The sequence below is a fragment of the Dialister succinatiphilus genome, from assembly GCF_928721695.1.
Classification (GTDB): domain Bacteria; phylum Bacillota; class Negativicutes; order Veillonellales; family Dialisteraceae; genus Dialister; species Dialister succinatiphilus.
The window spans coordinates 365,555-378,280 of record NZ_OV788641.1 but is presented as its reverse complement, the minus strand read 5'-3'; the positions used below and the strand labels follow the sequence as shown (position 1 = coordinate 378,280).

The 12,726-nt window shown below is 51.9% G+C and carries 11 protein-coding genes; 10 read left to right on the top strand and 1 reads right to left on the bottom strand.

The window, feature by feature from the left end; translation table 11 throughout:
- Positions 1-9: 9 nt before the first annotated feature.
- From NW747_RS01670 to NW747_RS01635, 8 genes are all read left to right on the top strand, one after another.
- Entirely contained in the window at positions 10-1,020 is a 1,011-nt protein-coding gene (locus NW747_RS01670; RefSeq protein ID WP_273187752.1) for a helix-turn-helix transcriptional regulator, read from the top strand.
- Positions 1,017-1,772, top strand: coding sequence for a hypothetical protein (locus NW747_RS01665; RefSeq protein WP_273187750.1), 756 nt, complete (start codon positions 1,017-1,019; stop codon positions 1,770-1,772). Before NW747_RS01670 ends, NW747_RS01665 begins: the two co-directional genes overlap by 4 nt.
- The gene (locus tag NW747_RS01660; protein ID WP_008859895.1) at positions 1,765-2,184 is read left to right on the top strand and encodes a GerW family sporulation protein; all 420 of its coding nucleotides are present in this window, start codon (positions 1,765-1,767) and stop codon (positions 2,182-2,184) included. The genes NW747_RS01665 and NW747_RS01660 overlap by 8 nt, the downstream gene beginning before the upstream one ends.
- 179 nt (positions 2,185-2,363) lie before the next feature.
- A complete protein-coding gene (locus NW747_RS01655) occupies positions 2,364-2,780 on the top strand; it encodes an OmpH/Skp family outer membrane protein (protein ID WP_008859896.1) in 417 nt (138 codons plus the stop codon).
- A gap of 85 nt (positions 2,781-2,865) precedes the next feature.
- Positions 2,866-3,378, top strand: coding sequence for an HD domain-containing protein (locus NW747_RS01650; protein WP_273187748.1), 513 nt, complete (start codon positions 2,866-2,868; stop codon positions 3,376-3,378).
- Positions 3,375-3,845, top strand: a complete 471-nt coding sequence (locus NW747_RS01645) for an 8-oxo-dGTP diphosphatase (RefSeq protein WP_273187746.1) — start codon at positions 3,375-3,377, stop codon at positions 3,843-3,845. Before NW747_RS01650 ends, NW747_RS01645 begins: the two co-directional genes overlap by 4 nt.
- Positions 3,842-4,897: an A/G-specific adenine glycosylase gene (gene mutY, locus NW747_RS01640; protein WP_273187744.1), complete on the top strand. Its 1,056-nt coding sequence runs from the start codon at positions 3,842-3,844 to the stop codon at positions 4,895-4,897. The genes NW747_RS01645 and mutY overlap by 4 nt, the downstream gene beginning before the upstream one ends.
- Before the next feature lie 288 nt (positions 4,898-5,185).
- Positions 5,186-6,301 (top strand): metallophosphoesterase, encoded by a 1,116-nt coding sequence (locus tag NW747_RS01635; protein WP_273187742.1) that lies wholly within the window; start codon positions 5,186-5,188, stop codon positions 6,299-6,301.
- Positions 6,302-6,352: 51 nt separating this feature from the next.
- Here NW747_RS01635 and NW747_RS01630 read toward each other — a convergent pair whose 3' ends face one another.
- Positions 6,353-6,862, bottom strand: a complete 510-nt coding sequence (locus tag NW747_RS01630; protein WP_008859902.1) for a hypothetical protein — start codon at positions 6,860-6,862, stop codon at positions 6,353-6,355.
- A 286-nt stretch (positions 6,863-7,148) separates the two neighbouring features.
- Between NW747_RS01630 and gyrA the strand changes: the two genes are divergently transcribed.
- On the top strand, positions 7,149-9,617 hold the full coding sequence (gyrA, locus tag NW747_RS01625) for a DNA gyrase subunit A (protein ID WP_273187741.1): 2,469 nt from the start codon (positions 7,149-7,151) through the stop codon (positions 9,615-9,617).
- A gap of 884 nt (positions 9,618-10,501) precedes the next feature.
- Positions 10,502-12,424, top strand: a complete 1,923-nt coding sequence (locus NW747_RS01620; protein WP_273187739.1) for an adenosylcobalamin-dependent ribonucleoside-diphosphate reductase — start codon at positions 10,502-10,504, stop codon at positions 12,422-12,424.
- The last annotated feature ends 302 nt before the right edge of the window (positions 12,425-12,726 follow it).

The following is a 12,726-nucleotide window of genomic DNA, read 5'->3' as shown; positions in this document are numbered from 1 at the left end:
GGAAGCAAGATGTCCATTATGCGGATCGCGCAGGTCCTCCTTCGGGAGTCGGACCGGGACCATCCGCTGACCCAGCAGGAAATCCTTGATTTTATGGAAACGAAGTATGCCATGACGGTGAGCCGCAAGTCCATCGGCCGGAACCTGAGCCGCCTGAAGGAAGCGGGGCTTCCTGTGGTGTGCCGGGAGGTGACCCGGGTGGTGAACGGTAAGGAAGCACCGCTCGCTCTGGACTGGTACTGGGACCATGTACTGTCCCAGAATGATCTGAAAGTACTGATAGACCTTCTCTATTTCTCCCATCTGCCTGCCCAGCAGGTCCGGCAGCTGTCGGAAAAGCTGAAACGGCTCCAGAGCCGCACTTTTGACGACGGAAAGGAAAATATAAAGAACCTGCCTGCTCTGGGACGGCCGGGAGAGTCGGGAGAGGCGCTGGCCCTTCTGACCCGGGCCCTGTCCCAGAAGAAACAGGTTTCCTTTTACTATGACCATTATGAGGCGGACGGAAAAAAGCACCATGGCTACACAGTGTCCGGCGAAGACAAGCTGTACCGGGTGAGTCCCTATCACCTGGTGGCTTCCGATGATCGCTACTTCCTTCTGGGCAATGAGGATGGAAGCGAGGGTATTTCTGTTTTTAAGACCGATATGATGTCCCAGGTGACGGTGCTTGAGGAGCCGGTGCGGCTGCAGACATCTCTGGAAAGCGTGGCACAGGGGGGAAAGCTCTTATCTTCGCTCTTCGCTTATCACGGCTTGTATACAGGCGATCCGGTGCCATGCACCTTTGAGGCCGACTGGCATCTCATGAGTGACATTGTAGATGATTTCGGAAAGGCGGCCCATCTGGTGTCGGCCCGCCAGGATCTGGTAACGGTGGAAGTGACTATTCCCGCATCTGCCATGAAGGCCTGGGCTCTGAAGCATGCGCCGCTGGTGAAGGTGACGGCGCCCTCATACTTGGTGAAGGAGGTCAAGGAGGCGGCTGACGGTCTCTGTCGCCTCTATGGAGCGCCATGATGATCGTAGAAATCCTTTTGGCCCTTCTGGGGCTGGTGATCCTTCTTCTGGTTCTTCCTTTTTCCTATTCCCTTTCCTTTGAAAAATGGAAACTGGAAATCCGGATATCCCTCCTTTTGGGGCTGATTTCGAAAAGGAAGACCTTTTCCCTCCATGATGAAGAGGCATCGGCAGAAGGGGAAGACTCCGAAAAGGCCCTGGAAGAGCTGGATGCAGCCCTGGATGCCTTAGAGGCAAGGGTGAAGGGCCGCGAAGAGTCATCGGCAGAAGGAAATCCCATAGAAAAAGCAGCGCCTCTGGAGATGGGGAAAGAAGAAAAAAGGAAAGAGGTTCCCTTTTCCGAAAAGAAGTCCTTCCGAGAGGAAGAGATTTCAAATTCCGGAGAAAAAAAGGGGCCCTCCTATCTTTCCCAGATCTGCTTTGCCCTGGAAAACGGTCTGGCAGAGCGGTTTCTGGAAAGTCTCTCTCTTTTGATTGCCCATGGATTTCCCAAGACCTTGGAGTTCAAAGGGGGGCTTGGGCTGGGAGACCCCATGCCCACTGGTGTCCTTTGCGGTATGGTTTATGCCTTCCTGCCGAAGGCGGCAGAAGAAATCCGGTGGAATTATGTGGATAAAGAGTGTACACTGACAGGAAAGAGTGAGGGAAGGCTCATTCCGCTGTATGTGCTGTATATACTGATCAAACTTGCCCTGTCCAAACCGGCAAGAGAATTCTGGCATTTCAGACAAGGGGGAAATGACAATGGATGATGAAGTAAGAAAACAGATTTTTGATGATTTCAAAAAAATGATTACCACAGAATCGGTGGTAGGAGAGCCCATCTATCTGGGAGATGCCACCATCGTTCCCTTTGTGGACATTTCCTTCGGCTTCGGCAGCGGCGCCCATGGCGGAAATACTTCCGGCGGCGCCGGCGGCGGAAAGGTGACACCTACGGCGGTGCTCATCATGAAGGGGGAAAGAGTGGAGCTCTTCTCCATTAAGAATGCCACTGCCAATGGAACCATTGACAAGGTTATCAATATGGTGCCGGAAGTGATTTCCCATTTCACCAAAAAGAAGGAAAAGAAGGAAGAAGTGCGGGAGGCCGCTTTGAAGGAAGCCAAGGAGGCCATGGCGGAAGAAGCGGAAACGGCGGCCATCGAAGCCAAGGGGAAATAAACCGTTTTACCCGTAATAGAGGATTTGCAAGAAATCCCGGACAGGCCATTGACACCTGTCGATTCTTTGATTAGAATTAAGCTATGCTTACCTGGTAAGCACTGATTCATCTGAAAAATGATGACATCGGCGCTTCCCTTGAGTCTCCCGAACAATGGGGGCGCAGTTAGGAGGATACTATGAAAATGAATAAAGCAGTAGCAGCTGCAGCTGCTGGTATGATCGCATTTGGCGCCATGTTTTCTGCTTCCGCAGCAGGCATTGGCTATGTAAATTCTAATGCTCTTCTGCAGGCTCATCCGAAAATGCAGAAAGCCCAGCTTGACATGAGAACCGCTGCCCAGAAGGCAGAAGCATCATTCAAGAGCCGCAGTGCCGGCAAGACTGACCAGGAAAAACAGCAGATTGCCACGGAACTGCAGAAAGAAATGGACCAGAAAGAAAGAGCTGCCATGCAGCCTATCCTTTCCGACATTATGAAAGCCATCCAGCAGGTTCGCCAGGAAAAGGGTCTGGATGTCATCCTTGAACAGGGTGCTGTCGTAGACGGCGGTGTAGATGTAACTTCTGCCGTTGCCCAGAAACTTTCAAAATAATGAGTAAAGGAAAACGACGCAGCAGCGGCTGCGCCGTTTTTTTCTTTTTGAATACTATGTGTTTATCAAAAGAGGGAGATACACCATGGATAAACTGACGGCTTTATGCAAAGCCATGATTACTTATGACAAAGGGGATCCCCGGCGGATTCACCATTTCCTGAAGGTTCACGCTTTTGCTGCCCAGATCGGCAGGGAGGAAGGGCTCGATGAAAAGACCCTTTTCCTTCTGGAAGCAGCTGCCTATGTGCATGATATCGGTATCCATGAGGGAGAGAGACGGTTTGGCAGGAACGATGGACAGATCCAGCAGGAACTGGGACCTGATGAAGCCCGTCCCATGCTGGAAGAGCTGGGATTTGAAAAGGAAGATGTGGACCGTATCTGCTGGCTGGTAGCCCATCATCATTCCTATGGCAGCATTGACGGCCCCGATGCCCAGATCCTGGCAGAAGCGGATATGCTGGTGAACCAGTATGAAGACTGTGCGCCGCTGAAGCAGAACGAAGCACTGTACCACCGCCTTTATAAAACGGAATCGGGCAAGAGAATGTTCAGGGAACTGTATTTTGATACCTACGAGGGAATCAAAAAGTGAGAGATACGTCCCTGGTGTATCCGGTGCGGGACGATGGCTCCATCCTCCTGGGACGGAAAAGGCGGGGCATGGGATATGGGAAATGGAACGGTTTTGGCGGAAAAATAGAGCCCGGCGAGACTATGCGCCAATGCGCCTGCCGTGAGCTTTTTGAAGAATGCGGCCTGGTCATGGCGCCGGAGAAGCTCATCATGGCAGCAGATCTTTATTTCCATCAGCCTTCGGATCCCGAATGGTCCCATGGGGGCATTGTATACTTCGCCCGAGGATGGGAAGGAAGTCCCCATTTGTCTGATGAAATGGAACCTCGCTGGTTCCGGGTGGAAGATTTCCCCTATGAAGACATGTGGATGGCCGATAAGGTATGGCTTCCCATGATTCTTTCGGGAAAGAGAATCCGGGGCACTATTTGTTTTGCAGAAGACGGGGAAACGGTTTTTGATTATGATTTCCAGGAGATGACATGATGGAGGAAAAGAAAGGGGAGGGAAACTGGCAGGAAAGGCTCCTTGCCTGGTTTGACGGCCACAAAAGGGACCTTCCCTGGCGGGAAGATAAACCCCGGAATCCCTACCATGTATGGATTTCTGAAATCATGCTGCAGCAGACCCGGACGGAAGCAGTGAAGCCCTATTTCAACAGCTGGATGGAGCGGTTTCCCAATATTTCCGCCCTGGCCAGAGCTAAGGAAAGCGAGGTGCTCCACCAGTGGCAGGGCCTTGGCTACTACAGCCGCGCCAGAAATATCCATAAAGCCGCCATGGAAATGGCAGAAACCTATGGCGGCCGCCTTCCGGACAGGAAGGAAGATATTCTTTCCCTGCCAGGCATCGGAAGCTATACGGCCGGTGCCATCCTTTCCATGGCCTATGGGAAGCGGGAGGGTGCCATCGACGGCAATGTGCTCCGCGTCTATGCCCGCCTCTACCAGGTGGAAGAGGATATTTTAAAGAGCCGGGGCAGGAAGAAAATCGAAGCTCTGGTGAAGGAAACCCTGCCGGATCGAGCCGGCGATTTCAATGAAGCTTTAATGGATCTGGGCGCGGATATCTGCATACCGAAGAATCCCCGCTGCAGCCTCTGCCCTCTGGCGGAAGACTGCGCAGCCTTTAGGAATGGAAAAGAAAAGGAACTGCCTTTCCGCACGCCGAAAAAGCCGCCAAAAGAAGAACAGGCGGCCTGCGGCATCTGGATCAGGGAGGGAAAGGTACTTCTCCACAAAAGGCCGGCCCGGGGCATGCTGGCTTCCATGTGGGAATTTCCCATGGCCCTTGGAGAAACGGAAGGGGAAGCCAAAAAAAGGCTGGAACAGCTTCTCTCTGGAAAAGCAGAAGATTTCCTCTGGCAATATAAACATGTTTTCACCCATCGCATCTGGCATATGAAGGCCTATCCTGTCAGGGAAGGGTCTGTGCCGGAAGGGGAATACCGCTGGTTTTCGCCGGAAGAATACAGGGAAATCCCCCTGGCCGGGCCCCATGCAAGGCTGGCGGCGTTCGTGGGGAAAATAGTGTACTAGTGTACTAGTGTGCTAGTGGGCTGGTGGACTAGTGAACTAGTTGGCATTACTAACGGCAGGTACCCAGATTCTTCGCTCCGCTCAGTATGACCGCAGGGGCGGGGAGAGGGCACGTAACGCAGGCTATAATTGCGGCGCAGCCGCTACCACAACCCTTGCAGCCGCAGGCTGCGTGAAACCTTAGAACCTTTAGAACCTTCGGGGCCGAAGGCGCCGTCAACCTTCCCCACTGAGCCTTCTGAACCTTTTGAACCCGGGCCGCAAAGCGGTCCAAAGGAAGTGATACCATTGTTTGAACGGATGATTCTGACCATTTTTTCCCTGCTGGGAATTCTGAACGGTGCTTTTCTGTCCGTGATTTTCAGAAGGAAACGGTTTTATTTCTACATGGCAGGAAGCTGGCTCATTTCTTTTCTTTCAGCCGCCTATTTCCTCTGGTATGCCAGAGGCTATGAGGGACTGGGACTTTGGTCCCTCTATGTGGGATATCTGGCCTGCGGGCTCATGGTGGCGGAAATCATTGCCCTTCCCTGCCTGTTCATCCTGTCCCTTCTGTCCATGCCCCAGAGGCTTTTGAAGGGTACTCGCAGGCTGGCTCTCGGTGTCCTTCTTCTGGCGTGCGGGACAGGCCTGTATGGCGCCGTGGACGGCAATACCAGCGAGAAGGTGGAGCATCTGGATGTCTATGTGGAAGGGCTTCCGCCTGCCTTTGAGGGATACAAGGCAGCCCAGATGACGGATACCCACATCGGTCCCTATTTCCGGTATACCGACCTTCCCGGTGAGATTGACCGGGCCAGGAGCGAAGGGGCACAGGTACTTTTCTTTACCGGAGATCTCATCGATGATATCCGCCATATGCCTGAGGCTGCCGATACGCTGAAGGAGAAGTATCCTGTGTTCCCTGACGGCATTTACTATGTGTGGGGAAATCATGAGTATTACCGGGGGAAGGATTATATTGAAAAGGAGCTTCTGAAGACGCCGGTGAAGCTTCTGGTGAATGACCATGATGCGATTACAAGGGACGGGGAGTCCCTCTATGTAGCCGGGGTCGATTATCCCTGGTCCCGGGGAAGGGCTATGGAGATAGAAATGGATTCCATGACTGATGAAGCGTTCCGCGGTATTCCTACGGGGGCACCGGTGGTGCTTCTGGCTCATCATTCCGCGTTCCTGGATGAAGGATTCCGGAAAGGAGCGGCCATCACCCTGACCGGCCATACCCACGGCACCCAGTTCGGCCTTTTCGGCAGGCCCATCATTACGCCCTTCACCTATACCCGGGGGCTCTACAGTGATGGAAAGAATGTGGGCTACGTGTCCCGGGGCGACGCCAGCTGGTTCCCCTTCCGATTCAGCTGCCCCAGGGAGCTTGTGATTATTACGTTCCATAGGAAATAAAAAAGGCTTTGAAGAAATGATTTCTATTTCTTCAAAGCCTTTTTTGTGGATTCAGCTTTTGGAGGAGGACAGGGTGGTGTCGATCTTATTTTCCGGTTTCTGGGAAATCTGTACGATTTCACTCCGAATCTGCTCCATTTCATCATTGTTGTCCTGGGTGAGGGCCTGGAGGGTGACCGCTGTTTTATCTGCATTGGTCAGAGGGGTTTCAATGGTTTTGGACATGGTATTGTAGGACAGGGCGATTTCCCTGCCGCCCTTGTCGGGAGTAATCACCAGACGGCCGCCGTCTACGGTGCCTGTACCGGCCAGGGAACCATTGACTTCCTTGCTGCCCTGCTGCACTTTATGCTCTACCGTAATGGTTTTATCATCATTTTTTGTAAAGGTAAGGGTTTCCAGGTTCCGTATATGGTCGCCGGACCAGTTCACGCCGGCGTCCTGCACGCCCCACCAGGTGCCCTGCCAGGGACCGCCGCTGAGAAAATGGACGTAGGCGAAAAAGCCGCCGCCCGCCAGGAGTACGATGGCAATCACAATGGCTGCCAGGTATTTCTTCATGATTCCACATCCTTCAGATAAAAAGAGTCTATGCCTTATTATATAAAAAAATATGAATGAATAAAAGAGAGAAATTTTCATTTCCTTGAAATGGCTGAAACAGGGTTTCCAGCATCTTAAACGGATTTCACCATCCGTGTGATAAAAATGGAAAAGGGCCTGTAAACGCATTTAAATGGCCCTGGAAGCCATTTTATGGTATAATAATCATAAGCAAAGTAAGTTCCCAAAGGACTGACAGGGCTTCCTGAAGTCCTTATTTTTATGCCTCATCAAAGGAGGACCTATGGATTCCATTGAATGGAAGGAAGGAAAAATCATCAATACCCCTCTGGAAGGGCAGATGAAAAATTCCTACATTGACTATGCCATGTCCGTCATCGTCACCCGTGCGCTGCCGGATGTGCGGGATGGTCTGAAACCGGTTCACCGCCGCATTCTCTATGCCATGAGTGAAGCCGGCATGCTTCCGAATAAGCCTTACAAGAAATCGGCCCGTATCGTGGGCGATGTACTCGGTAAATTTCATCCCCATGGCGATTCTGCGGTATATGAATCGGCCGTCCGCATGGCCCAGGATTTCTCTACCCGCTACCCCCTGGTAGACGGCCACGGCAACTTCGGCTCCGTGGATGGTGACTCTCCGGCGGCTATGCGTTATACGGAAATGCGTATGTCCAAAATCACCCTGGAAATGCTCCGGGATATTGACAAGAACACTGTGGACTTCATGCCCAACTACGACGGTTCCCTGCAGGAACCGGTGGTGCTTCCTTCCCGTATCCCCAACCTTCTGGTGAACGGCTCCTACGGCATTGCCGTAGGTATGGCCACGAATATTCCGCCCCACAACCTGTCGGAAGTGGTGGACGGCCTTTCCGCCATGATTGACGATCCCGATATTTCCATCGAAGGACTCATGAAATACATCAAAGGTCCTGACTTCCCGACAGCCGGCATTATCTTGGGCCGGAAAGGCATCGAAGATACCTACCGCACCGGCCGCGGTTCCATTACCGTCCGGGCCAAAACGGCCATCGAAGATATGCAGAAGGGCAAGCATCGTATCGTGGTAACCGAACTTCCTTACCAGGTGAACAAAGCCCGACTCATCTCTTCCATTGCAGACCTGCAGCGGCAGAAGGTGCTTGATGGCATCACCATGCTTCGGGATGAATCAGACCGCACGGGCATGCGCATTGCTATTGAACTCCGTGCCGACGTAAGCCCGGAAATCATGCTGAACAACCTCTTCAAGCATACCCAGATGCAGATTAATTTCGGCGCCATCATGCTGGCCCTGGTGGACGGCCATCCCCGCATTCTGAACCTGAAGCAGATTCTCTACTACTACCTGAAGCATCAGGAAGAAGTGATTACCCGGAGAAGCCGCTTCGAACTGGATAAGGCCAAAGCCAAGGCCCATATCCTGGAAGGTCTGCTCATTGCACTGGATCATATTGATGAAGTCATCCGTACCATCCGCGAATCCAGAACCGACGAGATTGCAAAGAATGCATTAATGAGCAAGTTTGACCTGTCCGACAAGCAGTCCACCGCCATTCTGGATATGCGCCTGCGCCGCCTGACCGGACTGGAAAGAGACAAACTGGAAGCTGACTACAAGGACGTGAAAGAAACCATCGCTTACCTGGAAGACCTCCTCTCCAGCAGGGACAAAATCATGAACGTGGTAAAGGAAGAACTGCAGGACGAAAAGAAGAACTTCGGCGATGACCGGCGCACGGAAATCACCGATGCCCAGGAAGAATTCACCATTACCGACCTGGTGCCCGACGAACCTATGACCATTACCCTGACCAAGCAGAACTACATCAAACGCATGGACTCCGCCGACATCCGGGTACAGAGAAAGGGCGGCCGCGGCGTATCCGGCATGAAGATGAAGGACGAGGACTATGTATGGAAGATACTGAACACCTCCACCCATAACCGCATCCTCTTCTTCACCAACTACGGCAAAGTGTACATGAAGACCGCCATCGACCTGCCCAAGTCCGGCCGCACAGCCAGAGGCAGCGCCCTCATCAACTACATTCCCAGCCTCTCCAAGGGAGAAAGGGTGACGGAACTTCTGGACATTGATGCTGCCGGAGAAGATACGAAGTACCTCCTCATGGTGACTAAGAAGGGCTATGTGAAGAAGACGGAAATCGCGGAATACAGGAACATCAACAAGAACGGCCTCATCGCCATCCGCCTCAATGAAGGGGACGAACTGGTGACAGTGCTCCGCGTGAAAGGTGACGAAGATGTCATCCTGGGCACTCGCTTCGGCATGGCCATCCGCTTCTCCATCAATGACAACGAAGTCAGGTCTCTCGGCAGAGCCGCTGCCGGTGTCCACGGCATCCGCCTCTCTGAAGTGAAGGGTGTGGAAGATGAAGTGGTAGGCGCTGTCATTGCTGCCGATAAAGACATCTTCACCATCTCCGCCGACGGCAACGCCAAGAGGAACAAGGCCGATGCCTATCGCATCCAGGGAAGAAACGGCATGGGTGTCCGCAACTTTAAGAAAGGCTTCGAAGTGGTGGCTCTGGTGGCTGCCGATGATAATGATGAACTGGTAGGGGTTTCCGAACAGGGCATCACCATCAAGACCAAGGCCAGCCAGATTACCAGCAAAAAAGCCAAGGCAGGACAGGGCGTCATCCTCCAGAGACTGGAAGAGGGCGACCGCATCGCATCCATCGACGTTCTTTCCGGTGATACGGAAAACGAAGAGGAAGAATAAATATAAATCCTTTGATGAAATAAAGAGACAGTGAAGAAATGACGATATTTCTTCACTGTCTCTTTTGCGCTGCCTGAGATTTAAGAGTAAACATTCCAAAATGACAGTGGAGGGGGAAAAAAGACAGTTAGACATGGAAACGGACAGACGACAGCCGCTGCGGAGCCTTCCTGCGGGGACGGTCATTCCGAACGCAGTGAAGAATCTCGGTGCCTGATGTTAGTGGGAATTATGTCGTTAAGGAAGCGCTGATTAAATCATTGTTTGCTTTTATTCTTGAATTTTTATGCAATGTGAGGAATGGGCTGACGCGAATAGCGAGCTATTTAAGGAAGCCCATGACGAAACAGTGCATAAAAATTCTTATAAAAGAAAACTCTATGAATTAATCAGTGCTTCCTTAAATACCGATGAACAGGAAGGCGGAAGAGGCATAACAGCCACGTGCCATAGAGTAGTGAGATTTCTCCACTTCACTTCGCTGCGGTCGAAATGACATGGGAGCGGCTCACCGTAACTGTCATTTCGAGCGGAGCTGCATGTCAGTATGGAGACAAATATTTTCAGCTCTATTGAGGCTCTGAGCCGAGAAATCTCCTGCCGCAATGGAACCACGCAGCATAGAGCAGTAATATTTCTCCACTTCACTTCCAATCGTCGAAATGACATGGGAGCGTCTGAAGTCTGATTATCTGACCATCTGACAGCGTTTCAAAGAGGCCTTCATACCCCTTTTCCGCTGTTTCCTTCTTTATTCTCACTATATCGCCATATTTCTATATCTCATGTAAAATACAATATATTGTATGCCTTTATGGTATTTGACTCAATACATAGTATGTGCTACCATGGGTTTATCAAAATTACGGAAACGAGGGATTCTTATGAACCACTGGTACGACAATACAATCAGTCAGGGCATCCTGAAAGAAAAATATTATCATAAGGGAGAAAAAACTCCTCAGGAATTTATGGACCGGGTGAGCTCCATCTTTGATCCGGAGCTGAAAAAGAGGGTCAGAGGCTATCTGGAAGACACCTCCTTCTGCCCCGCAGGCCGTACTCTCTATGCGGCAGGGGCCAAAGGAAAATTCAAGGTATCCATGTCCAACTGCTATATCCTGCCATCGCCGGAGGATAATCTGGAATCCATCTTCCGGGCCAACTATGAAATCGCCCGCATTTTTTCCTATGGCGGCGGCATCGGCATCAATATTTCCAACCTCCGTCCCAAGGGAAGTGAAGTGAGGAACGTGGCCCGCAGCTCCACCGGTGCCGTTTCCTTCCTGAAAATCTTCAACGTTACCGGTGAAGTGATCAGCCAGAACGGACGGCGGGGCGCCATGATGGTGGGCCTCAACTGCAGCCATCCCGACATTTACGAATTCCTCCACATCAAACAGAACGAGGAAAAGCTGTCCTCCATGAACATCAGCATCCTTTTCACCGATGAATTCATGGAAGCCGTGCGGGATGACAAAGAATACAACCTCCATTTCACCGTGGAAGCCACGGGGGAAACCATCGAAAGAACCATCAAAGCCCGGGAATTCTTCAAAGAATTCTGCGAAACCCAGTGGGACTGGGGAGACCCCGGCGCCATCTTCATCGACCGGATGAACCGGAACCACCTCCTTGCAGGCTACGATGAATACAACATCGAAATCACCAACCCCTGCGGCGAATTCGGCGGCAACGCCTACAATGCCTGCAACCTGGGCAGCGTGAACCTGTACACCATGATTGACGACAAGTTCAGCGCCCACCCCGTATTCAATGAAGAGCGGTTCAAAAAGACCGTGTACGACGGTATCACTGCCCTCGATGAAATTGTGGACTATGGCTATGAAGCGCAGCCCCTGGACGCTAACCGAACCTGCATCGACGACTGGCGCTCTCTGGGCCTCGGTCTCTTCGGCGTGGCGGACGCTCTCATTGCCATGAAACTCACCTACGGTACCAAAGAAGCCAATGACTTCATGGGCCGCGTCATGAAAACCATGCTCCTCACCGCTCTCCGCTCTTCCTGCGACAGGGCAAAGGAAAAAGGCACCTTTGGCCACTACCGCTGGGAAGCCACAAAGAAATCTCCGATCATGGACATGGTGAAAAAACTGGATCCCGAGCTTTATGAGGACATCCACCAGCATGGCCTTCGGAACGGCACCCTTCTGGCCATTGCTCCCACCGGCACCATCTCCCTCCTCATGGGCAGCTTCTCCGGCGGCTGCGAACCGCTCTACAAGATTTCCTACGAACGGACCACCCATAAAATGGAAGAAGTGCACGGTCATTTCAGAGTCTATGCCCACAGCATTAAAGACCTTCTGGAATACCACCACCTGCCCCTCACTATTTCCGACGAAGAAATCGTGGCCCGCTTCCCCTGGGTCATCGAAAGCCACGACGTGCCTTTCATGAACCGCGTCCGCATGCAGGCTGCCATGCAGAAATACGTGGACAACTCCATCTCCAGCACGGTGAACCTGAAAAACAGTGCCACCCCGGAAGACATCTACCGGATCTACATCTCTGCCTGGGAAAGCGGATGTAAAGGCATCACCGTTTTCCGTGACGGCTGCCGCCGGGGCAACATCCTGGGCGTAGGAGAAGAAGATAAAAAGGAAATGGAAAAAGAAAGAAAAACGGAAGGCAAAAAAGAGGACAGTCAGGAAGAAACGAACATAATAACAATGAAACCTGTAGATAACATCCCCGAATGCCCCAAATGCCATTCCCACCACATCCACATAGAAGGCCACTGCAGCACCTGCGAAGAATGCGGATGGTCCGCCTGCGGACTGTGACAGAAAACACACAGGATCCTGCGAAATATAAAAGCCCCTCTCTGCTGTAAGCAGATGGGGGCTTTTGCAGCAGGTAAAAAGGTATACATAACGCCCCCTAGGCGATAAAGGAACTGGCAGGCCTCTTAGGAAAACTTGCTTTCAATGATCTTCATGAGGCAAAGCTGATGGCAGACCAGAGAGCCCCTTGGCATACGGCTATTGGCAGAATCACAAGAAAGAAGATTACTGGGAGCTGTTCATTTTATGCAGGTAAATGATATAGGGCTGAAAGAAAAGCAATGGAAAAGTCCATCTGCAGC

Bases quoted from the DNA above. Each gene is read 5' to 3' on its own strand.
- NW747_RS01655 (WP_008859896.1), top strand. From the start codon at position 2,364: ATGAAAATGAATAAAGCAGTAGCAGCTGCAGCTGCTGGTATGATCGCA.
- NW747_RS01630 (WP_008859902.1), bottom strand. From the start codon at position 6,862: ATGAAGAAATACCTGGCAGCCATTGTGATTGCCATCGTACTCCTGGCG.
- NW747_RS01650 (WP_273187748.1), top strand. From the start codon at position 2,866: ATGGATAAACTGACGGCTTTATGCAAAGCCATGATTACTTATGACAAA.
- NW747_RS01665 (WP_273187750.1), top strand. From the start codon at position 1,017: ATGATGATCGTAGAAATCCTTTTGGCCCTTCTGGGGCTGGTGATCCTT.
- NW747_RS01670 (WP_273187752.1), top strand. From the start codon at position 10: ATGTCCATTATGCGGATCGCGCAGGTCCTCCTTCGGGAGTCGGACCGG.
- NW747_RS01660 (WP_008859895.1), top strand. From the start codon at position 1,765: ATGGATGATGAAGTAAGAAAACAGATTTTTGATGATTTCAAAAAAATG.
- NW747_RS01620 (WP_273187739.1), top strand. From the start codon at position 10,502: ATGAACCACTGGTACGACAATACAATCAGTCAGGGCATCCTGAAAGAA.
- mutY (WP_273187744.1), top strand. From the start codon at position 3,842: ATGATGGAGGAAAAGAAAGGGGAGGGAAACTGGCAGGAAAGGCTCCTT.
- gyrA (WP_273187741.1), top strand. From the start codon at position 7,149: ATGGATTCCATTGAATGGAAGGAAGGAAAAATCATCAATACCCCTCTG.